Origin of the sequence: Paenibacillus hebaui, from assembly GCF_051934385.1 — a bacterium.
In the GTDB taxonomy this organism is placed as follows: Bacteria; Bacillota; Bacilli; order Paenibacillales; family Paenibacillaceae; genus Paenibacillus.
Genome location: NZ_CP196836.1, coordinates 3,459,736 through 3,484,907, shown reverse-complemented (window position 1 = coordinate 3,484,907; position 25,172 = coordinate 3,459,736). Strand labels below are relative to the sequence as shown.

The window sequence follows — 25,172 nt, the reverse complement described above, 5'->3', positions numbered from 1 at the left end:
TTCCTGACTCCAATCTTCTCTGCCTTAGTGGTGAAGAATACTTAACTGTCCATCACATTATTTATTGTGGAAACGGAATGAAAGATCTTGACCTCACCATAGACATTTCTCAGAGCTACATGGATCGCTTCTAATTTTTCTTTATAATCAATCTCATCATCTGAAAGTAAAATACCAATATACGTACCACTATGGGCTATGATAATGCCCAACGCGTTATGGTTATTCGATATCTCAAGTAAGTGCGAGATACTTTGCTTCGCTAGCCGATCTTGATTTAAAAGGGCACTTCTAGTGGCAACCTGACCGATCAAATACACATCTTGATTACAAAAAGCATACTTTAACTGCATCATTAAATCTGTATATTGAGTGCGCTCATCGAGCGTAAATTCTTTTTTATTACGATTGTATTGGATCGTATCAATCTCACCGCCTTCATCGATAGCAAGCACAGTAAGTCTTGGAAGAACGCCTAATCTTTCAAATAATTCAACCTCCCTGTGATAGAATGCCACAACCTCTGGATACATAACTCCATCACTAGGTTCAATTTCTTTCATCACCTTCTGCAGCAGCTGTAAGGGAATCGTTATACCATAATATGATTCAATTGATCTCGCGGTAGCAACCAGATCTGCAGATGAACTTGCTAATCCTTTTCCCACTGGCAAATCACTTTCAATAAAAATCGTGCCGCCTGGTGGCAGCTGAAATATTTTCAAAATTTCGGTTGCCAATCTAGCTGATTTTTGTTTGAACTCCGGTGCGACTTTCAAGCGTGAGGTTGAATCGGGACAAAACGTGACTTTAGTGAAATTTTGTATAGGGAAAGTAACCAGAAAATCCTGGTTACTTTCCACCGTCATCCCTTGTAATAACTCTCCAAAAGTACCATAAGCCATACCTATTCCTATCTTTTCTTTGGATACTACATTATTTTCGAGATCCGATATCAATAGTCTCCCTCCCACTCTCTGAAGAGTATTCATTCCAATAGGTCTTAATCATCTGAGCCAACTCGTCTACGTGAGGTGGTAAAGCCATGGTATTATGATCCCCAGGCACAAGGAATGTGCTTAACTTGCCTTTAGTTCTGTACTTCCACTGACTTGGGTTAATCAGCTTATGAAGATGCTTAGATACTTTTTCTACATAGAATAACTGTAGATCTGAATTAATCGGGTCGCCATATCTGTATTTTCTCATCGCTTGCCCCGCAGCTACCAAAACATTCATCTTTCGTTTTAATTCCTTAGAGCTCATGCCTACTGGCCAATCCTCACGTTTCCTCGCTTCATCCAGTAGTAGATTTAACGCGGTCTCGCTATCCGTTTCATCAAATTGAAGGGGATCTAGATCGAATAAAGTAGCAAAATACTTAATTGCATCTTGCTCTGTAAATTCATCATAAATATTCATAGATTGGTCGAGAGGCTGCACATCAAACAAACCAATAAACTCAATCTTCTCACCCATCGTTTCAAATATTCGTGCCATCTCGTAAGCGACCATTCCACCAAAGGACCAACCGATAAGTTTGTATGGGCCAGCAGGAATCTTTCTTTTGATCTCTGTAACATAGAGTTCTGCCATTTCTTCAATGCTATTTAATGGTTCTTCATCCGATTCATAGCCAGGCGCTTGAATTCCATAGATGCACTCTGATGTTCCCAATGAATTAACCAAATGGAAATAGTGAAGAATGCCTCCCCCCTGTGGATGGATTAAAATTAGTGGACTTGTTGAACGATCCTCATCTTCTTGAAGTTGAATAAGGTAAGAAGAAGCCAAGTCTTGTTTCTTTCCACCCACCAGTGCACAGATACATTCAATTGTTGGCTCTTTCAAAAGGGTAGCAAGAAGTAATTCCGTACCAAACTGCTCGTTAATTTCATGTAATAATTGAATAGCTTTCAAAGAATGGCCACCTATCGAGAAAAAGTTACTTGTAACACTAATCGGGTGAATTTTCAAAACTTTCTCCCAAATTTGTGTCATTTTTAACTCCTGCAGATCACGAGGCGGTACGTAAGATTCATCATTTTGCATGTGCATGATCACCGGTAATGATTTTCGATCTATTTTCCCATTTGGTGTTAACGGTAGTTTTTCGATTTCCATATACGATGTGGGCAGCATATATTCAGGAAGTGATCGTTGCAAATATTGCCGCATTGCCTGATGACCCGGCCACGCCATACCCGGCTTGCGTACGAGGTACGCAGCCAACTGCGCTTCTTCACCTACTTGCACAGCTACCACGACAGCATTTTCAATCGATTCATGCTGCAGCAGCTGGCTTTCAATTTCAGACAATTCAACCCGGTAACCTCTAATTTTTACTTGCTGATCCATCCGTCCCAAGCACTCCAGAATGCCTTCGGCATTGTACCTTGCCAAGTCACCCGTTCCGTACATCTTGCCCTTCCCCGTAAACACATTGTCTACAAATTTCTCCTCGGTAAGTTCTCCCCGGTTCCAGTATCCATTCGCTACCCCTTCTCCGCCTATATAGAGCTCACCAGCTACACCAACGGGCACGGGTTCCTTATGACGATCCAGCACATACATCTGGGTATTCGCAATCGGGCGGCCAATTGGAATGATTCCTTCCTGTTCTCTGACTTGGTGGATTGCTGACCAAATGGTCGTCTCGGTAGGCCCATACATATTCCAAACTTCCTTGCTTCTGGCCTGCAATTGACTTGCGAGCTCTCTCGACCAGCTCTCACCCCCGCACAAAATCTTTAACTCCGCGCTTCCTTCCCATCCAGCTGCAAGTAACAACTGCCATGTTGATGGTGTAGCCTGCATCATTGTTGGTTCCTTCTCCTCAATTAGACGTGTTAACCGGAGGCCATCTGTTGCGGTCTCGCGGTCAACCAAGATGACTCTCGCACCTGTTGTGAGAGGAAGAAATAACTCTAATAAACTGATGTCAAATGATATCGACGTTACGGACAGTAACCGGTCTTCCTTACTCATGCCCGGTTCTTCGGACATACTTGTTAAAAAATTGCTCAAAGCTTGATGTGAAATCTCCACACCCTTAGGTTTCCCCGTTGATCCTGACGTGTACAAAATATAGGCCAGGCCTCCTGGCTCTGAACGATCATTAACAGCAATCCCTTCGGCCATAGTCGATGACTCAAACAGTGCCTGTACATTCAAGCTTGGAATCGCATGAGATTCCCAAGTTGCCGCTGTAATATGGTCAAGAAGCAGCAACTGAGCTTCTGAATCGGCTAACATATACGCTAGACGCTCTTGGGGGAAATACGGATCTAAAGGCACATAGGCACCGCCAGCTTTCCAGATGGCCAGAAGTGAAACGACCAGATTAGCGGAGCTCCGCATACTGACGGCTACCTTCGTTCCCCGGTTAATCCCTTGTGCGCACAAGGCAGCTGCACACTGATCTACTTTTTGGGCAAGTTCCTGATAACAAAACTGCTCCTGAAGATGCTCCACAGCAATTCGGTTCGGATATCGTTCTGCCATCTCTTCGAAACGCTGAATTGCAGTATACTGGCCTGCATCTTTTCGTTCAGTTTGATTCCACTGAACCAGCTGTCGGTTGCGTTCTTCACCAATAACTAAAGGAATGCTCTCAATTTTGATGGTTGGGGTTGTCAAAACAGATTCAACGATAAGCATAAAATAATTCATCCATCGACTTACCGTAGCTTCATTAAAGATATCTGTTCTATATTGCAATTCCAGTTTGAGTCCCTCTTTAACCTCCGTGGCCAATAATAAAATATCAACATCGATGTAATAATTTTTAGTAGGACGTAATTGGATTTGTATTTGATCCGTCATAAGATCATCTTCTAATGGGATAAGTTGAAATTGGCTATTATATAATGTAGGCCGATTAAAATTACGCTCTAATTTCATATCCTCAACCAATAAATTAAAAGGATATTCACTGTTTGAATACGCTTCTATTGTCATGTCTCTATTTTTCTTTAATAAATCCAAAAATGACGGATCATCTTCAAAGCTCATTCGAATCATTAAATTATTCACAAAAAATCCTACAACGTCTTCAAATTGCATTTGATGCCTTCCTGCCTCTGGCGTTCCAATAATCAAATCCTTTTGTTGACTAAGCCTAGTTAGGAGAAAACCATATAGAGATGAAAGGGTAACAAACAAACTGGTGTTATGTTCAAATGACATTTTTTTTATTTTCTCTAGTTGAGCATTATTAATAAAACCTTCTACTTGACTTGAACTAAAATTGGACGTGATCACACTTGAATAGTCAACAGGCATGCTTAAAGTAGGTAAGTCCCCTGCCAATTGATTAAGCCAATAGGTTCTCATGCCTTCCAATTCTCCATTTTCAAGCCGCTTATTCTGCCAATTCGCATATTCTTTATAGTGGTACTCTGCTGGTTTCTGTACAGGTGTAAACTGATTATTCATTTCATACGACTCATACAGCTCCATTAAGTCCTTGACAATAATCTTCCAAGACCAATAATCACTTATGATATGGTGCATACTCATCCAAATGATACAATGATCAACTGATACTTCTGTGACCTGTACTTTAAATAAAGGCCCTTGTTCTAGATCAAATGAAAAACTCTTCTCTTCATGTTCAATTTGATTGATCTTCTTCGTTTGAGAAGTCTGATCCAGTCCTGAAATATTTTCAAACTTCACCTCTATGTTAGCTTGGGGATTAATTCGTTGAGCCGGCACTCCTTCGTTGAGCACAAAGGTCGTGCGAAGTGATTCATGTTTATCTACCAATGCTACAACTGCTTTTTGGAAAGCAGCCAGGTTCAATTCCCTTTTAAAATCAAAAGAAACTAACATATTGTACGAATGATTGTGCGGTTCTAGCAAATTTAAAAAGTAGAGCCTATGTTGCGCATTCGACATAGCATAGGATGTATCGGTATCTAGTTTCTCTATACTTTGCTGCTCATGAACCTCAGACGTAGAGATATGATTAAGAAAGAGAGCAAGCTTTCGGATTGTTTGATGTTCAAAAAGAGACTTAATTGAAACATCAATCCCTAGTTGTTGTTTGAAACGTGAGCGAACTTGAATCGTTTTTAATGAGTTTCCGCCCAATGAGAAGAACGTTGCCTCAACGCTGATCTTTTCTAGACCCAGCACATCTAACCATATTTGTGTAACCGTATTTTCCCAATATCCTTCCGGGGAAACATAATGCTCCTCCGAAAATGAGTTTGCCCCAAAAACGGGCAAGGCCTTTCGATCAATTTTACCATTTTGGTTAAGCGGCATTTCCTCCAGTATCATCATTCGTTGTGGTATCATATAAACGGGTAATAATACCTCCATATATTTCCTTAATTCCTCTTCACTTATATTGGAATTTAAAACAAGATACGCTGCAATTTCATTTTCCCCATTGTCTCTTGCTTCAGCTACCACAATGACTTGTCTTACCTCATCATGTTTCAGTAACACAGACTCAATTTCGCCTAATTCAATGCGCAGGCCTCTAATTTTGACCTGAAAATCACTTCTAGAAATAAACATAAGCCTGCCATCTGGCGTATATCTTCCTAAGTCTCCTGTTTTATAAAATTTTTGCACTTCCTCCCCTTGCAGTTCATAACTAAAAAAGGAGGCCTCTGTACGTTCAATATCATTCAAATATCCTCTACCCACACCGATTCCGCTGATATATATTTCGCCGGTACAGCCAATAGGAACTATCCGTCTCCATGTATCCAATACGTAATGCTTCATATTGGGGATGGGCTTACCTAATTCGACATAATGGTCATTATGGTGGTAATCCTTATCAATAATAATATGGGACGTATCATCAGAACATTCAGTAGCCCCATATGTATTTACAATTCTCACATCCGGGTAACTGTTTTGCCAGCGCTGCAATAATGGAACAGAAAGGCCTTCTCCTGTAGAAATCATATATTGGAGATGTTCAAGGTTGATTTTGTTTTCTGTTGCACTTTGAAGGAATAATTCACTAATTGCAGGTACCATCTCTAGTACATTTACCCGGTCAGTACATACCGAATTCAACAAAACTAAAGGATCCATTGCAACCTCATTTGGATATATAATAACCTGTCCCCCAACCATAAGAGGGGATAAAAATTGCCACACAGAGATATCAAAGCAGTGTGAAGCATTCTGCGCGACAATACTCTCTTCATTCAAACCCAGCAAGTTAATTTTGGAATATAAATGATTAAGCATGCCTTCATGTTCTATCATGGCTCCTTTTGGTTGCCCTGTAGAACCCGATGTGAAAAACACGTTTGCTAGATTGTTTTTGGAATGAATGACGTTCAAATTATCCGTTGGGAAACTATGGAGAGGATCATCTCCCTCTACAGTTTCCATTGCAGTATGAATGGCAAGTAACTTTGGCCGTTTGCTCGAATCCTGAAAAATACCAAAGTATCGGCTTTGCGCTTGATGATCAATGAGCATAATGGAGATATTCCCACTATCCACAATATGCTGCAACCGCTTATCAGGATAGGAAAGATCTAGTGGAACATACGCACCTCCTGCCTTCATAACAGCAACTATACTTGTAAGCATCTCTATGCTTCGATCAGCCCATATACCTACTAGATCATCTGGCTTGAGATGTTGATCTCGGAGCCACCCTGCCATCTGGTTTGCTCTATCATTTATTTCCTGATATGTTATCGACTCCTCATTACATCTGACCGCAATTTTATCTGGATATTTTCTTACTTGCTCTTCAATAATTTCATGAACCGCATGGTTAACAGAAAACAGAGGAATCGTACTTTGATTAAAATCATCCACTAAAAGTTTACGTTCAATCTCTGGCAAGATATTTAAAGTATCAAGATTATGATTCATTCCTAAAACCACACTTCTCAAAATGGTTTGAAAATGAATCATGATATGTTGCAGCTGTTCAAGTGATGCCCCGCTTGAATTATGGAATTCAATATTCCATCTCGTTCCCGTGGTAATGAAGATTTCCATAAAGGATTGACTCTCTTTAAACAACACACCATGTGATCTCTCTGTAGATCGATTATTATTAACGGTTACATTTGTATCGAATAACGGTCTGTCCTGGTGGGAAGAAGTATTATTTTTCAACATCCTGGCTGTTGTACTGCCGAATGTTCTGATAGACTTCAATTGATATTCCACATCTTGAATTACATGGAAGCACTTCTGACTCCGATCCAACCGGACTTGTATAGGTAACGAATGACTAAATGTCCCTATCATTTCATCGGTGGCGGGGAATGTTTTGAAGTCTGCTGACAGAGTCGATCCGCAGGCAACGTTCTCATCCCCCGTATACACGTGTAATGTAAGCAACCAGGCGGTGTAAAATATGCTATTCATGGAAGTGTTATATCGACGGCTGCACTCCTGGATCAATCCAACCAGATCTGCTGGGAGGTCTGCATTTATTTTTTTATAATAATCTTGGTTGTCGGAACTAGATTGGGTCGCAGGCACTTGGAGAGCCGAAAATGAGTAATCCCCCATCTTATCGAACCAATAATCCTGTGCTGGATTTCCATCTTGCTCTGCTTCCCATTGAAGATAACTTTTTATATCCCCATGTCGTAAGCCCTTATCTTGAACTGCCTTTGCTTGTCCCATCCATTTGTTGAATAATAGCTCACAACTATACATATCTATGCTCAAAACATTAAATGTCCATATTAAAACAGATCTAACTTGTCCAAATGTAAGGATAACCAATCTGTGCAAGGGCTCTTCACTTATAAGAAACTCGCCTCTATATTCTTCTGCGACGTGTTCAATTACAATTTGCTGATCTGCCGAAGTTAATGCCTCATTATCCATCCACTGCAATGCAATCGGTCTCGATTTGAGTACAACTTGTACAGTTCTATTTTTTAAAGAACGGAAAATTGTTCGTAACGCAGGAGAATCTTCAACCAAAGTATCCCATGTCAATTGGATTTGTGTTCTGTCTATATTTAAGGGGATTTCAAATATAAGTTGGTTTATAGCATCCTTTTGTTGTAAATACTCTTTCTGAATGTGAGATAATTCCAGAACTTCTGAAACGTTCTCTTTCGATAGATAGTTCATGAAATAGATACACCCTCTGCCAGTTATTTTTTAATTGAACAGTTCATGTAACAATGTATCATCATTTAATTTAATTTGTGATAACCTCATGTTTGGGGAATTTACCGTTTGATTAAGAACTTGTTCAATTTGCTCAAAAAAAGTCTGGATCGTATCTGCACAAAATTTAGTCTGGTTATAATAAATTTCAAACAAGAGTTGATCTTCATTATCGAACAAATAAATCAACAAATCTAATTTTGTTTTTTCATTCTGATCCATCTCATAGTTACCAAGTGCGGCATCCGTTCCCTTGACCTGAAACTCATCCAAGTTACAGAATCGAACTTCAATCTCATCGTTCTGAAGTTTGGTCGTGTGCGCATTTTGTCCTATTAGACATACGGAGTATAACGACTTAACTTGGTCATGCATAACATACTGATCCTGCATAACTAAATCAAAAGGATACTCTTGATTCGTGTATGCTCCAACACATGTATCCCCAACCCTTTTCAGAACATCGTGCATTGTAGGATTTCCTGATAACTCAGTACGCATGGCAACTGGATTAATGCATAAACCGATCATGCTCTCTAAGTCCGGATGTGTACGCCCAGAAAGGGTCGAACCTATCGTAATAAGTGTGTGATCCGTTATATGAGACATCCAGATTTTCAAAGCAGCTAGGACAGTAATATATGTGGTGGTTCCTCCACTTAAAGCATTCAATTCATAAATCTTATTTGTTAATTCTGGTGTGATGGTGTATTTGCACATCTCCGAGATCGTTTCCTGTTCTTTTATTTCCTCCTCAGAATCGCTTGGTAATTGAAGAACAGGGGCGAATCTTTGCAATTTCTCCTTCCAATATTCCTTCTGTTTCCCAACTGCTTCAGTTGTAATATGCTTGTACTGCCATAACGAAAAATCTGCATATTGACGAGGTTGATCTATTCTATGAAGATCCTCTCCTTGACTTAAGGAGGAATATATATTTAATAAGTCATTCAAGAAGGCATAATGGGACCAGCCATCATGACCAATATGATGCACCGATAGCAAGAATATAAATTTTTGATCAGCTAATTGATAAAATTTCATGCGGTAAAAGGATTCCAATCCTAAGTCGAATTCTGTATTCTTGTGTATTTGTATATCTTCAGCAACACGCTCACGTTGTTCTTCATCGGATCTATGAGCCAAATCAACATACTCAAAGGGAACTTTCAGGAAATCATGAACTTTTTGATAAAATACTCCTTCCACTTCGGTAATTGTGGTCCTCATGATCTCATGCCGATCAATTAAGATGTGTACGGCCTGCTGAAAAATTTCGATATCCAATCCATTTTTGAATTCATAGAGATACACGTCTCCGTATGCATGCCCAGTAAACTGTGCCCTAAACCACACTCTTGCTTGAGCATTGGAGAGCGGATAACAATTTGCTTCAGGTAATTTTTTTTCATTTCCCACCAAAAGTACTGCTCTACTAGGGATAGGTGTGTATTCTGTACGATCAGAATCTTCGAAATTTTCAATATATCTACTTAATGCACGAATGGTTGTAGAAACAAACAATTCACTTAAAGGAATAGATACATTTAATTCCTTGTGAATTCTAGAGAAAATCGTTGTGGCTTGTAATGAATTTCCCCCAAGTTCAAAAAAACTTTCGTCTACTCCAATATCCGTAATGGATAAAATCTCTTTCCAAATCGCAGTTAATTTTTCTTCGGTTATCGACATGTTCCCCGAGTTTGAATCACCCGCTTGATCTGACTCATCCAGCTGCGGTGCATAGTCACTCAACGTACTTATCTGGTTGTTTCTTGGATCCACATGTTTAATTGTCTTTGGTACCCAGTATTCTTTTAATGTTTGTAACAGTTTCTTCCTCATGAGTGAAAGGTCACTTGGAGTATTGCCATGAACATAAGCTATAATCTCATGTCCCTCTTCTTCTACGCGTACATCACAACGAGTTACTTCTTCGGCGAATTCCTCGCAAATATAGTTTTCCAAAAGTTCCAAATAAACAGGATTCCCTTTGATCCAAGCGAGTTTTTCTTCAGAAACTAATGCCTTCAACCTATGCTCTAGCTCGTGTTCAACGATGATTTTTTCTAAATGCAGATGTTCATTTTCGGTGATATGGAACACAAGTTCATTAAAATAATTCACCCACTGATCTATTTCATGCTCTTGAACGAGTTGTGTATTCACATCTAATTCGAACCAAAGCTCTCCGCTTACGTACATCACATTCATAAAGAGATCATATTTGGAGTATTGAATCGGAGTGGGAATGAGTTCAACATCCAGATCATGTAATTTCGTTTTTGAGATCGGCCTGTCCATGTTAAATAGAATATTTAATTCGGGCACATTATTAAAATTTAATGAATCAATAAACATGGAGAATGGAAACTTCTTCACGTCTTCTAATTCGTTCATCACTTCTTTCAGAGACGTCAAGTAATCTCTAAAGGAGCCCCACTTGTTTACTTTACTGACCACGGGTAGAACACTTGCGCAATTCCCAATCAAATTATAATTTTGCATTTGGGCCTGACCAGACATGGGAATGCCTATAACGAGTTTCGAATAGCCTGTTAAACGGTGTATAAAGACTTTGTATACAGCAAATAAAGTAACAAAAAGGCTATTTTGAGAGTGGATACTCAATTTTCTGAGTTTATCAGTTACCGATTTTTCCAATTTGAAATGAACCCGTTTGCCCTGATATTCCCTCTTTAACATCCCTTCGGTGATCGAAGGAATTGTAATACTTCGAACAGGCTCTTCAAAGATAGAGCTCCAATACTGTACTGCCTTTGTATGTTCCGAAGTATTTAGCTGCTTCTCTCGCCAATCTAAATATTCTCTAAATTGACCCGGTGCAGGTAATTCAATGAGATCATTTTCATTTCTAGAGTACGCTCTATACAACTTATGGAGTTCATCCACAACGACAGAAATAGACCAGCCATCGGCAATAATATGATGAAAGGACATAATAAGAACGTGAAGGTCTTCCGCCATTTTAAGCAGATGGTATTTAGTGAGCACTGAGTCTGGACTAAGTTCAATCTGGTTCTCACTCTCTTTAGCCATCCATTCCTTAAAAACTAAATCCTTGTCTGTTCTTAAGTCTGCTGTAAGATCTGTGCTATGAATCTCTACATTTCCATGCTTTAGCACAATTTGCTGTTCTCCACTGTTATCTATGACTGTTCGAAGCGCTTCATGTCTACTCGTGATGGTTTGGAGCGCTTTCGTTAACTTCTCCCTGTCAATAGAACCCTTTAATCTCAAAGCCACTCGTTCGGTAAACGCAGCAGATTGCTGCTTTCTTGCTTTGGATGCAAACCATAATTGCTTTTGTTCACTCGTAACTGGGAAAACTTCACTTGTTTTTTCTGGTTCCCTTGGTGGACTGTCTGCGCTAGGCTGTTGTTGAAAGAACATATTTTTTTTCAGCTCAAATATGCTCATATACACAGCACGCAAAATTTTATTAATATCCTCTTCCGTATGCGCTGTTGATAAGAAGCAGTTACGCCCCTCCCAAATGTACACGCCGTTTTTGATCATCAGATAATAGAACAGTTCAATATCTACAAACGATACAAACCTGAAGAGTGATCCACAGTTGACCATATGAATTGGCACGTTTTCTTGTTTAAAGAACTCATTCAAGGTATGCATTAGTTTATTGGTGCGTTCATTTAATTCCCTTTGCAGTCCGGGCCCTTTGTCCTTTAAGTACTCTAACGTTTTTAATGCTGCCTTCATTGTTATAGGATGAGTACAGAATGTCCCGCCTACAAATGTTTTGATGTCAGCATGAGGTGGATAGGAATCATCTCCGAATTCCCAATATCCCCCATCTACCGCATCCAAGTATTTTGATTTTCCAGCGACCACACCTATCGGCATCCCGCCGCCAACGATTTTTCCATATACAGCGATATCAGCTTCGATATCGTACCATCCTTGGGAGCCCCTCATATCAATCCGAAAACCCGTGATGACTTCATCAAAAATCAAGGCTATATCAGATTGCTCTGTTAGGGTTCTGATCTCTTGAATGAAAGCCTTAGGTTGTAAATCGGGTCTGCGGCTCTGGATTGGTTCTACTACCACTGCAGCAATTTCATTTTTATATCGATCCAAAATTTCTAACGAATGCGGGCTATTATAATTTAGGATGAGAACATCCTTTAAGTAACTTTCCGGGATACCTGGAGCCATCGGCAGCGCTTGACCATCATCTGCATTCATATCGGCTACTCCCAGCACTCCGTCAAAGGTTCCATGATATGATCCGGAAAATAGCGCTATTTTGGAACGCCCACTCTGTGCTCTAGCCAATCGGATCGCCACCATAATTGCTTCAGTTCCAGAATTATAAAAAGCAACCCTTTCACAGCCAGTTATCTCTCGAATTAACTCCGATACCTGACCTGCTATGTTAGACATAGGACCGAGAGGAGCCGGTTGACTGCTAATCTCCTCTTTCAATTCATCTGTTATAAATGGAGGATTATGACCAAACAAATTCACGCCGAATCCCATCGTAAGATCAATATATTCATTTCCATCAAGATCCCATAGTCTCGAACCCATTGATTTTTCTGCAATCACGGGGTATACAATTTCTTTCATATATGAACGAAAGCCTGAGGCATTACGATTATTAGCATGTGCTTTTCTATAGGTTTGCGTGTATTCTTTAGACTGTTTCGTTTTCTTGGAATACTCTTCAATGAAAGAATCCAAAAAGTGCTGCTGCTCTTCAGACAAACCACTTTCAGAACTAATGACAATAGGTTGGAAAGGTACAAATACCTTTTGTTTTGGTTGCAGATCAGCATGGACAGTAGCATCTCTATGCTCCTTAATGTGTTCAATACGGGTTTCTCCGCGATCGCTATGGCTGTTCATCGGAGCAGATGTTGTAGCATGTTGTATAGCACCGCCATTTTCCATTCTCAATAGCTCTAATTGTTGATTGAAAATCTCACTTATATTTTTTTGGTGATTATTTAACAGATTAATTTGCTTCTCAATAATGTTTAAGAAACTTGAATCACTTGAGCGATTTGTTGGTGCTGATCTAATAACATTCTCAGGGGTTAGAAATTGAGATGTTTCATTTTTCTCTTGAACATAATCTGAATCAATCACTGGGGTATGCTCAATGATATACTCATTTAACTTGTTTAAATTAGTAACGGATTCAAACAATAAATTCACAGGAATATCCACTGAGAATTGTTTCATGATACTAATTTTGACTTGATTCAACATAATAGAGTCGATACCCATCTCTAAGAAATGGGTGCCTGTATTTATTTCATCCTTGGAGAATCCGGTTATTTTTTGGAATATATCTTTTAAAAGGTCCCTATGATCAACAGTACTTTTTAATGTTTTTTCCACATTTCGATCCTCCTCCACCATGACCTCTTTACGAACTGCCTTTTCTTTTTGAGTTTCAGATCGTTCTACCCAGCATCTTTTTTTCATGAACGGATACACAGGCAGCGGCACTTTGTTTGGTTTGGAATCACCTTTATACAAATCGAAATTTGCACCTCGGATATAGCACTCACATAAGGTTTCTATATCTTGTTTGCTTATTGGAGTCTGTGCGTCATATTTGTCTAAAATCTCATTCGCTTGTTTAGAAAAATCCTGAATACGTAGTGATTGCTCATCCACATGTTCTTTTTGGATGGGTACTCCTGCACCTAGAACCTCTGTTAATTTCCATCTCAACTCTTCAAGCGTATGCGCAACGATACCGATCCGCAGCGGGAAATGAGATCTACCCATGTTAGCCGTATAACAAATTTCACTTATCGTGTAATTAACATTACAGGAAAGAAATTCTGTATATTTTTTTACCAGTTCATACAACGAATCATGCGTCTTAGCTGATAATGTAAACAATTGATAGCGATCCGTAATTGTTTGAACAGGCTGCTCAATCCGGTTAAATTCTTCAAGAACAACATGACAATTCGTACCGCTGAACCCGAACGAACTCACTCCACTGCGCCTAGGAACATCATTGGCTTGCCAATTAGTCAAATCTTTCGGAATATATAAGGGAGTATCCAAAAAATTAATGTTACGGTTAGGTTTTTTAAAATGGGTTAGTGGCGGTATTTCCTTATGCTGCAAACAAAGAATCGTTTTAATTAGACTAGCAATACCCGCTGCTTCATAAAGATGCCCAATATTGGCTTTGACTGATCCAATTCCACAGAACTGTTTGTTGGAAGTATGCTTCTGGAACGCATGACTAATCGCGTTAATCTCTATAGGATCACCTAAAGGAGTACCTGTACCATGAGTTTCAATATATGAAATGGTTTCTGGTTCAATCTCAGCGTTCTCCCACGCTTTTGAAATAAGGTTGGTCTGAGACTCTGTATTAGGAGCTGTCATACTCACCGTTGCTCCGTCTTGATTAATCGCACTTCCTTTAATAACTGCGTGAATATAGTCCCCATCCGCAATAGCTTGCTTTAACGGCTTTAGTAAAATGGAGGCTACCCCTTCTCCAGTTCCTGTACCATCAGAATCATCATCGAAGCTTCTAGCTCGATCGTCTGAAGACTCCATGCCAATTCCCGCCTTGATTGGAAGGAGAAGTGTCCTTACACCTCCAGCAATTGCCAGTTCACATTCGCCTCGTATAATACTTTCACATGCCATATGCACGGCTACCAGCGAGGAAGAACACGCCGTGTCGATCGTTATTGCTGGCCCTTTAAAATTGAGTAAATATGAAATTCGACCTGATATGATTGATGAAAGATTACCAACAGCATATTGTGCTACGGAGGCATCTCCACTTTCCAGCAATAACTGTTCATAGGTATAGCCGATCTTAGAAGCTCCTACAAACACACCGACTTGACGTCCGGATAGCTGTCCTCCTCCATACCCCGCATTTTCAAGCGTGTGCCAGACCGTCTGTAAAAATAATCTTTGATTAGGATCCATAAGCTCTGCTTCTTTGGGTGTCATTCCAAAAAATGAATAATCAAATTTATCGATCTCTTTGAGAAATCCTCCCTCTATAAATGTAAAATCTTCGTCCTTTCTATTCATAAAATGACGTGCATCCTCAGCTCTCTCAACATTCAATGGACTGATCGCATCTTGCCCTGTAGCAATCACTCTCCAATATTCATCTAAATCATCCGCTCCAGCAAATTCACCTGACATTCCAATGACAGCGATATCATTTTTCTTATAGTTTGGGAGATCATCGACCTCTTCTTTTCGTTTTGTTACAGGTATGACACTTATTTCATCCCTTTCAATACCTAAGAGATATTTCGCTAACTGATTAATCGTTGGATACGAGAAGAAGTCAGTTGTCGGAATAATCATGTTCAATTCATCTTCTAATTGAGTAGCGATCTCCGTTAACTGTATGGAAGTTGCTCCTATTTCAAAGAAACGATCATGTTTGTTCACATCATGGATCGACAACACATCTTTAAATATTTTTACGAGTTTATCTTCCAATTCTCCAATATTTGCTTTGGAACTTTTATTGGCTTCTGGACTTTCTTCCTCAACTGCTTCATTGCCAGGTACAGATCGGGAATGGTACACACCACTGGAATATTCATCTGCCAATTTGTATCGTTGCACTTTCCCACTCGTCGTTTTAGGCAATTGTCGAATAGGTACCACATTTGAAATTTTCCATCCGGTCTGTTCATTAATATAGCCTTTTAATCGAGTAGAATACGCTGAGAAGTCCTTGCTAGAATCTTTATGCACCACAAAAAGAATAATTTGATCTTCATTTGTCGTTGTGTCGTATACACCACATGCAGCCACTTTCCCTAGCTCAATATTCTCGAATCCTTCAGCGACTCTTTCTATATCATGAGGGTATACATTTTGCCCGTTAACAAAAATAATATCTTTATATCTTCCGATCACATATAATTTTCGATCTACGATAAATCCTAAATCTCCTGTTCTAGTCCAGCCGTCTATCGTTTTTAGTTTGGCGGTAGCTTCCTTGTTGCGATAGTAACCTTGGGTCACATTTTTCCCTTTTATTTGAATATGTCCGTAGAACCGATCTGGTACTACAACATCGTTATCGTCTGTGATCCGCAAATCGCAGTCTTCAAAAACAGTGCCCACATTAACAACCGATAAGCCCTCTTCTTGTTCGCCAGTTACATGTATAGCATTACCTATACTTAATAATTTTCTATTAAGTAACAGCGGATCTGACATTAATTTCCCTATTGAAACTCCTACCGAGGCTTCAGCAAGTCCATACCCGGCAAACATGGCGTCTTCTCTCAGATGATATGGGGCCAAACATTGCATAAAATTCATACTGACTTGATGTGCTATCGGCTCTGCTCCATTTAGGATAATTCTTAAACTGGATAGATCCCAATACTCTGCATTTTCTTCTTTAAATTTTGAAACGAAATATTTAAGTCCAAAATTAGGAGAAGCTGTAAACGTAATTTTATGATCGCTAATTTTTTTCATCCATAACATAGGGCGGCGAATAAACGTTGAAGTAGCAATAAGATGCTGATTTAGACCGCTAACTAAGGGCAAGAGATGGAATACAATTAATCCCATATCATGAGTTAATGGCATCCATGATAAAGTAGAATCTTTTTCTGTAATACCTAAATGGCTCGTAATATCCTTGATGTTATACATTAAATTTTGATGTGTTAAAACTACCCCTTTAGGTGTACCTGTTGATCCGGAAGAGTATTGGATAAACGCAATCTCTTCGCTTGTTCGGGATATGCCGGAATGATTTTGATCATGAGTTCTTGCATCTTTCTCCTCATAAAACAACACCCTCTCTTGCATATTCAGAGAATGCGGATCAATTAGCGATTTAGACAGAAGTCTATCCCATATAGAATGATCTGTGATTATGTACGGATTTTTGAGAGTCATCCAGATTTCGAACAATTTTTTTCTATGCTCATTATTATTTCCTGTAGCCAAGGGAACCGGAATGATGCCGCCGAGAATGCATGCCCAATAATAGGTTACAAATCTGTTCATGTCCTTCTCTTCGAAATAAAGAACCAATTCATTATCAACGCTTAGCCCTTTGCTGTTGAGGTAATCCAACGTATGAACTGCTTCGAAATACAGTTGTTTATAAGAAATGAATGTTGTATCGCTGTCCCCATTAATAAAATTAATACCGCGATCTTCGACCTCACTAACTCTTTTAAAAGCCTCTATTAAAGAAGTAGGAAAATTCATTTCAACAACTCCCACTGAAATTTTATTTTACGCATAATTTCTCAACCAATTTGCTTTGAAGCTCTCTTGTTCTTCAAATGGAATATTTTTTAAATTACATATTTCTAATATATATTGGATTATTTGTCTATTCGTATTTTCATTAATGGTACCATTGTTCTTCAAATCTTTTATTTTATGATAGATTTCATGAATTGCATTATAATTGATATTTGTATAGTTATAATTTTTCATCACAATACTGTGATTCACCAATTCATCAACAATAGAAAAATCATCTTTACTCCCTTCAGAATTATTAGGCTGAATTTCTAACATAGATCTCACCTGATCCACGTCTTTACTTGTACAAAAAGATAAAAACTGAAAATTCTTCTTATCATGATCGATCATATTTCCTAATACTTTTCTCGGTCCAATTTCGACAAAAGATGTTGCACCATGTCTGACTAAGTTATCCACTGTTTCTCTCCATCTAACCGGTTTAGTAATTTGTAGCACCAACATTTTTTTCAATGTATTCATCGTATGAGGAAGAGCATCTACGTTAGATAGAACTGGGAAATCCCCTTTATTCACCTTTACATCACTTAATACTTCAAACATTTTATTCGCTGCACTTTGCATGGTATCGTTATGAAATGCTCCTGAGTTATTAATCACTTTATATTGGATATTTTTATCTTTAAGTTGGTCTATGAACATTCCTGTAGCTTCAATAGTTCCCGAAAACACCTTGTGCAATTTTGAGTTGTCACATGCGAGAGTGAAATTTCTCCAACGTCTCCTAGTGCGATCATAAATTTCTTCTACATCTGAATAATTAGAATGCATTGTCGCAACCATTCGCCCAGGAAACTGATCAGAAGCCGCTTGCATCAATTCGCCTCGTACTTTTACAATATTTAAAGCATCTTTTAAAGAGATGTGTCCACTACTGACCAAAGCGGCGTATTCTCCTAAACTATGACCAGCAGCTGCAGAGGGGCTCAATCCAATTTCTTGATAAAAAACTCGAAACGCTGCAATACTGACAGCGAGAATCATGGGTTGTGCATCCCGCGTATTATTTAGGTTATAATCCGTCCTCCAGCATTTTGTTATATCCATGTTGATGATTTCACTTGCTTCTTCAATTGTCTGGCTCGCCAGTGAAAATGATGTGCATAGCTCCTTCCCCATACCAATGTATTGAGAACCTTGCCCTGGAAAAATTAAAGCTACTGACATCGTATCCTCCCTCTTTTCATCCAAAAAATCATTTCCTTCGCCTTATCCAGCCAATATGGAATGTATTATTTCAAGCGCTTTTTTGATATCAGTAGAGTTAATACCCGAATGAGTAACCATTCGAATTCTGTCCGTGCCTAGTTCTGCCAGATTAAGCCCTCTTTCATTTGCTTCCTTGATAAAAATTTCTGTTGTAAGCTTAGATGAATCGATACGAAAGAACACAATGTTAGTTTCGACGTTTTCCATTTCTAAAATCACTCCAGGTATATTGGCTAAGCCTTCAGCCAGTATCCTCGCATGTTCATGATCCACAGTTAACCTTCCCATATATCCTTCTAACGCTATTAATCCCGGAGCTGCTATGATTCCTGCCTGTCTCATACCTCCCCCTAACATCTTTCGAATTCGATACACTTTATTGATAAACTCTTTTGAACCTGCAACCATAGAACCTATCGGAGAAGACAACCCTTTGGATAAACATATTTGTACTGTGTCAGCATATTTAGTGATTTCCTTTGGTTCCACTCCCAGAGAAATTGCAGCATTAAAAAGCCTTGCTCCATCCATATGAACAGGTATATTTTTATTCATTGAAAATGACTTCAATTCCTCGAGATACGATATGGGTAAAACCCTTCCCCCCATTCTATTATGCGAGTTTTCAATACAAATTAATGATGGGATCGCGAATTGAGGATCGTCCATATCCTTTGGAAATGCTTCTTCCAAGTCTTGGATACGTAACGTTCCATCTAACATGGTTGGAATCTTCTCATACATAATGCCTCCACATACTGAAGCACCCGCAGCTTCATAGATATAAATGTCACTTTCATCCCCCACAAGAATTTTCGACCCCCTTGAGCAATGAACCATAATCGATGATAAGTTTGCCATAGTACCACTAGGCATCAGAATGGATGCTTCTTTTCCTAAGATTAAAGCTGCCTTCTCCTCTAGTGCTCTGACTGTAGGATCTTCACCATACACATCGTCTCCAAGAGTTGCATTCTGTATGGCTTGCATCATCTTTCGTGTAGGAAGGGTAAAGGTATCACTTCTAAATTCAATCATTTCCTGCTCCTTTTCCATTCAAAATTAATGTTTTTTGCCCAACTTGCAGTGGATCAATTGAATACGTTGTCAACTGGTCAATCTGCTTCAATAATTGATTTACTTCTTCATAAGAAGTGCCAGCAACAATAACATGTCCTATTCTATGCGAGAAATTTTCTGGTGCCTGAACAGCTTCTCCTTCATTTATATAGATAGAAATACTTTTCACTTCTGCCATCTCTGTAATTTGTTCTAAGTTATTTATGTTTCGTAATATACCAGATACTTCCACCGTAAAAAAGTAAATTCCTGAAACTCCCAGGTTCTCTTTAATAAATTCCGGTTTTATACCCACTGAGCTTAAAATTTGGCTGTTCAACAAATCTATTCCAGTTGAATTTTTGACAAGTTCAGGTATCATACCTCCAGGCAATCGTGCATTCGTTTCAATTACATATGCACCTCTGTCTGTTAGTTTAATTTCAGTATGTGAAGCACCGTTTGTGAATTTAACGGCTTTAAGTGTTGAATTGACCACCTCTATAATGTGATGCTCCTTCTCTTTAGAAAGTTTGGCTGGGAATATATGCGCATATTCAACGAAGTAGGGGCTTCCCGTTACAGCTTTCTCTGTGATCCCAATACACTCCGCAACGCCATCCCATGAGAACATTTCAACACTAAATTCAGGACCTTCAATATACTCTTCCACTAATACTGTTTGCATTGTTTTTTGGCCACGTCCATTGAACTCAATTTTTAGGATCTTCAAAGCATGTTCCTCTAACTCTTCCCATGAGGAACACAGACGTACATTATTGGACCCACTATCATCTGCAACTTTACAAACACAGGGGAAATCGATTTCAGAACGAAGTGAATACAACTCAGACTCCGATGTTATTATGTCGTATTTCGGTTGTTTAACGCTGTGCTCATGAAGCTTTTCTCTGAAAAGAACTTTATTCCGGCAAATATGTATTGATTCACGACTGTTGCCCTTCAGTTCAAAATATCCAGCTAATTCAGCAGCCATTTCTAAGTAAAAATCACTTGTGGTCATAATCCCTGCAATTGATTGGATATTCTCTTTAATCACAGCCTGATACAAACTTGCTTTATCATTAGTTTCAGCCGTTATAACAACACAAAGATCGTGACTTAAATTTCGGTATAAATCTGGATTTCTAGAAATTAACACAGGTTCATAATTTAAATCCCTTGCCTTTTGTAGTGCCTGCATTCCTGTTCCTGTTGTATTTGACTCAATAAAAACAAGACGTTTGCTGGATTGCTTCTTTGGCAGAGAAGTATATGACCAGCAATCTGCAACTGCATTTAAATCAATACATTTAGGCTTCGTTTGTGTTCTGCCTAAAAACAAATTATTTTGTTCATGGTAATCTTGATTATAGATATTGTTCGCATATCGGTCCCCCCGATCAGGGAAAATCGCAACAACATTACATGATACCTCGGCTTGTTCTGCTAACCACTTAGCAACATGATAAGCTGATCCAGAACTGTTTCCTGCAAAGATTTGCTCTTGGTATGCAAGTTCTAGGGTAGCATTGAATGCTTCCTCATCATTTAACCAATGTACTTCATCTATGATATTAAAATTAACATTAGGAGCAATTATGCTGTTTCCCAATCCACCCTGCAAGCGGCCTGGTTGATCAGGTTGACCGAAAATCACACTGCCAACTGCATCAACTGCAACTACTTTTAAATTCGGATTATATTTCTTTAACGTTTGAGCTGTTCCGGACAGTGAACCCCCACTTCCTACAGATCCAACTAGAACATCTACTTTGCCAATATCCTTCATTATCTCCATGGCCATATCCTCATACGCATTCGGGTTTTCTGGATTTTCATATTGCCTCGGCCAAAAAGCATCAGGGTATTGCTGTAGTAGAGAGTCTAACAACTCCAAACGTGCCGTTTGCCACCCTCCCTCTTTCCCCATTTTCGTGACAATATGAATATTGCAGCCCAATGATTCTAACTTAGCATGTGTGACCCTATCTATACGGGGATCTGTAACAATATGAACAGGGTGTCCCATACAACGTCCGACCAGAGCAAGCCCGCAAGCCATGGTTCCAGATGAACTTTCAATAATGGGGGCCCCTTCTTTTAACATCCCTGATTTCTTAGCACATTCTATTACTCTTTTAGCAACTCGATCTTTCATTCCAAATGGATTCATCAATTCCAGTTTTGCGAATAATTTTCCTTGCTGCGTTGGGGAGGCGGTCGCCTTCAACTGAATTAGAGGCGTATTACCAATCATACCTACCATATTCTCAATCATATTTGTTCCCCCTGCTTATTTTGATCTTCTCATTCCGTATTCTATTTTTATTTACGCAAAAAGCGTGAAAATTGATTTTCTCTTTCAATTTCGGCGTTTAATAAATCCGCTACTCTAGATATTAAGTTACTCTTACATCTCGTAATCTCTTCCAGTTGATGATCAATACTTTTTTGTACCATAGATGGATTGGTAGATCCGAGGGATTTCTTTAAGTTCAGATTATTTTCTACATCAAAAGACAAGGCAAGTATTTCAACCGGGTTATGAATACTAAATCCTTCTTCTGCGCATTTTTGCTCTAGAATGTGCACGTTGTATTCTTCGGGTGAAAGATTCATACGCATCGCTTCTATAATGTAGCGACCTGCTATAATTTGAGATTTTCTATAGGGAATGTTTTCTCTAATCGTCAAAAAATTAGCCAAACTGAACCCACCAAAATAATCCTTTTTACAGAGATATAACATTCTCTCTTTATTAAAACTTAAATGCTGAATAACGAGTGTTAGTAGAGTAAGTATGGATTGACTTGTGTGAGAAAGATCTATGAAGTAAGTGCTACTTTCTTTTGAGGTTTCGACCAAATTAGAATATGGAGTATTTTTTTGTCCTAGAATAAAGTTGTTATGAAAAGCGGCCAAATGTGAACATTTCCCCCTAATGCGTTCAAGGATGGGGAAATTTTTTTTCTGAGGCATTGCAGAAGAAATACCTGACAGGTTTCCTGGCAAGTCAATAAAATGAAATTCGCTGCTGCCCCACAGCATAAGATCAGTAAGAAATCTTGAAATCAAAACGGAGAAAACAGATAATTCAGCAGATATTTGTAAAACCCATTGCCTAGAGGCCACTGATCTTAAAGCATTTGTGTAAGTATTACTGAAGCCAAGCAGGCTAGCAAGTGACTCACTATCCCAGTTCAACTCCACTCCAGCCATTGCACCAGCAGTTAGCGGAGATTTATTGATATTGTCATATGTATGTATCCAATTTCTATGTATTTGTATCAGTTCATCAGCCATAGCAGAGAGGTAAAAACCTGGAGTAATTATCTGTGCAGATTGGAAATGAGTGTACCCAGGCATCGGGGTATCTGTATATCGCTTGGCCAAATTCAATATTTCATCAATTAAGAAGCCTAACTTTGCTATCAAGTCTAATAATTCTTGCCGAGCAAACATCAGTTGGGCGCATGCCTGAACGTCATTTCGACTCCGATCCGCATGCCAGTAAGGAACTGAATCAGTCAAAGAGCTTTCAACATTTTTTTCGATTGCGAATAGGATATCAGACATATTATTTTCAGGGCTGGCAACCAATACTTCCTTCGTAATCGACTTTAAAATTTTGTTAATTTCAGCACCTTGGCTTTTACTAATACAGTGCATTTTCACGTACTCTAACAACATAACTTGTTCAATATTGATATAGTACTTCAGCAAGTTTTCTACTTCGTAATTAAATTGCGGCTCTAAAATCTCATCATGTAATATTTGTTCAGGGAAATTGTCAATTCTACCAGTAAATACATTCGACATCTCAAGCACCCCTTTGAATTTCTGATTTCTATATATTCTTCTTGGGACGTAGATTCAAATCACACTTTTACCTTGTATGCAAATGACAGTTCTAAAATAGTTAGGATTTTACATCAAAGAGCAGAGGCAGTTTCACAATTCTGTATTGGGGGTAATTTCACTGAATTTAATATATATGAAAACCATACTATTTCAATCAAGTAAAACTAATATTTTCTAATATAGATTAAATATACATTATTGATAGTCTGTTTTCAATATTCAACACCAAAGTATTCTATTATAGAACGCAATAAATAAATCAACAAAGTCTCTCAGATCGCCTAATTGGGTAATACATTGTAAACACATCCAAGGCGGCGATGAAAATGAGCAATGAAGAAATCAAACAACTAGATGCAGCTATGAGAGAAACATCTGATAAACGTCTCTACGAAAGAGTTATAGCGGTTCGGCTTTCGTCTCGAAAGACATACGTTTGGTGAGATTGGCGATTTACTAAGTCGTTGATGACAAATAAATATCATTTATTGAGACGGATTGTCAAGTCAAGTGCGACAGTTCCTCTGTGAAAGATTCGTGAGCGGTCTTCCAACCCAAGCATTTTCTTGGCCTGTGATTGATTAAATCAAGGGAGTCGGCGAGATCTTCATCCTCCACTTGAGCGAAATCGGTGCCCTTAGGGTGGAACTCTCGTAGTAACCCATTCGCATTCTCGTTGGAGCCGCGTTGCCAAGATGACTACGGATTAGCAAAGTAAACATGGAGGCCGTAGGTCGTCTCTAGATTGGCGTAGTAAGCAAACTCCTTTCCACGGTCAGCGGTTGCGGTGAGGAAGGCCCCTTTGGGGTACTGTGAGATGCTACACCAAGCGCGATCTCCATGGACAATGCCGTACGATTAGGCATGAGAATAGCGGTATATAGACGCGTTTTACGTTCAATGAGTGTGGCTACGCAACCTTTACTTTTCCCACGACCCGATACGACGGTATCCAGTTCCTATTGTCCAAAGGTTTCACGGGAACGGACTTCTTTCGGACGATCTGAATAGTTCTGCCAATGGCGAATTTACAGCGAGTTTCTGCGGGTTTCTGACGCTTCCCTTTGTGACGTAAGACTTGTAATGTACCTTGAACCAGACGTCCTGCGTAGATCCAGCGATAGATGGTTTTAAAGGAGACCGCAGGCAGGCCATCGGCGCGAAACCGTTCCGTGATATGTTTCGGAGACCACGTTGCCTCAAGTGTTTTCTCCAGTGAAGCAGCCAAGGCGTCTGACCATTTACCGGGAGATACCGAAGCCTTACGACTTTCCTGATAAGCATTCTGAGCTTGTTCTGCCTGATAGGGTTGCGATGAAACGCTGCGCTCCAATTCACGGCAAATCGTCGAAGGATGCCTTTCCAGCTCTTTTGCGATGGCGTGCACTTTGGCCGTGCTGGTGAAGGATTTCTAGCTTGCTGCGTTCGATTATGCTAAGATGTGTGTAGCTCATGGTGGATTCTCCTTGTGTGAATGTGGTGTAGGAACCTTCATTTTACACGAATCCGGCCATGGGCCCTTTTTTTATTTATTTCCAGTAGGTGTCGCACTTCATATTACAATCCGTCATAGGAGTTCCATAGGCGAAATCAGTAATTTCCAA

7 protein-coding genes and 2 pseudogenes are annotated in these 25,172 nt (G+C 39.3%); all 9 read right to left on the bottom strand.

The genetic code is table 11. From position 1 onward, the window contains the following. Nucleotides 1-41: 41 nt before the first annotated feature. The gene (locus ACR32F_RS15355) at nucleotides 42-959 is read right to left on the bottom strand and encodes a GHMP family kinase ATP-binding protein (protein WP_440119538.1); all 918 of its coding nucleotides are present in this window, start codon (nucleotides 957-959) and stop codon (nucleotides 42-44) included. After that, nucleotides 937-8,091: an amino acid adenylation domain-containing protein gene (locus tag ACR32F_RS15350; protein ID WP_440119537.1), complete on the bottom strand. Its 7,155-nt coding sequence runs from the start codon at nucleotides 8,089-8,091 to the stop codon at nucleotides 937-939. The genes ACR32F_RS15355 and ACR32F_RS15350 overlap by 23 nt, the downstream gene beginning before the upstream one ends. 30 nt (nucleotides 8,092-8,121) lie before the next feature. Continuing rightward, the gene (locus tag ACR32F_RS15345; protein WP_440119536.1) at nucleotides 8,122-17,373 is read right to left on the bottom strand and encodes an aminotransferase class III-fold pyridoxal phosphate-dependent enzyme; all 9,252 of its coding nucleotides are present in this window, start codon (nucleotides 17,371-17,373) and stop codon (nucleotides 8,122-8,124) included. 27 nt (nucleotides 17,374-17,400) lie between these two features. Then, nucleotides 17,401-18,603 (bottom strand): ACP S-malonyltransferase, encoded by a 1,203-nt coding sequence (locus tag ACR32F_RS15340; protein WP_440119535.1) that lies wholly within the window; start codon nucleotides 18,601-18,603, stop codon nucleotides 17,401-17,403. Nucleotides 18,604-18,645: 42 nt separating this feature from the next. Then, nucleotides 18,646-19,683, bottom strand: coding sequence for a GntG family PLP-dependent aldolase (locus tag ACR32F_RS15335; RefSeq protein WP_440119534.1), 1,038 nt, complete (start codon nucleotides 19,681-19,683; stop codon nucleotides 18,646-18,648). Continuing rightward, nucleotides 19,676-20,701, bottom strand: a complete 1,026-nt coding sequence (locus tag ACR32F_RS15330) for an ATP-grasp domain-containing protein (protein ID WP_440119881.1) — start codon at nucleotides 20,699-20,701, stop codon at nucleotides 19,676-19,678. The genes ACR32F_RS15335 and ACR32F_RS15330 overlap by 8 nt, the downstream gene beginning before the upstream one ends. A 267-nt stretch (nucleotides 20,702-20,968) precedes the next feature. Then, a pseudogene (locus tag ACR32F_RS15325) lies at nucleotides 20,969-21,985 on the bottom strand (cysteine synthase family protein); the annotation flags it as partial. Nucleotides 21,986-22,032: 47 nt separating this feature from the next. Next, nucleotides 22,033-23,526, bottom strand: coding sequence for an argininosuccinate lyase (locus tag ACR32F_RS15320; protein ID WP_440119532.1), 1,494 nt, complete (start codon nucleotides 23,524-23,526; stop codon nucleotides 22,033-22,035). 543 nt (nucleotides 23,527-24,069) lie between these two features. Next, a pseudogene (locus ACR32F_RS15315) lies at nucleotides 24,070-25,022 on the bottom strand (IS30 family transposase). Nucleotides 25,023-25,172 lie beyond the last annotated feature (150 nt).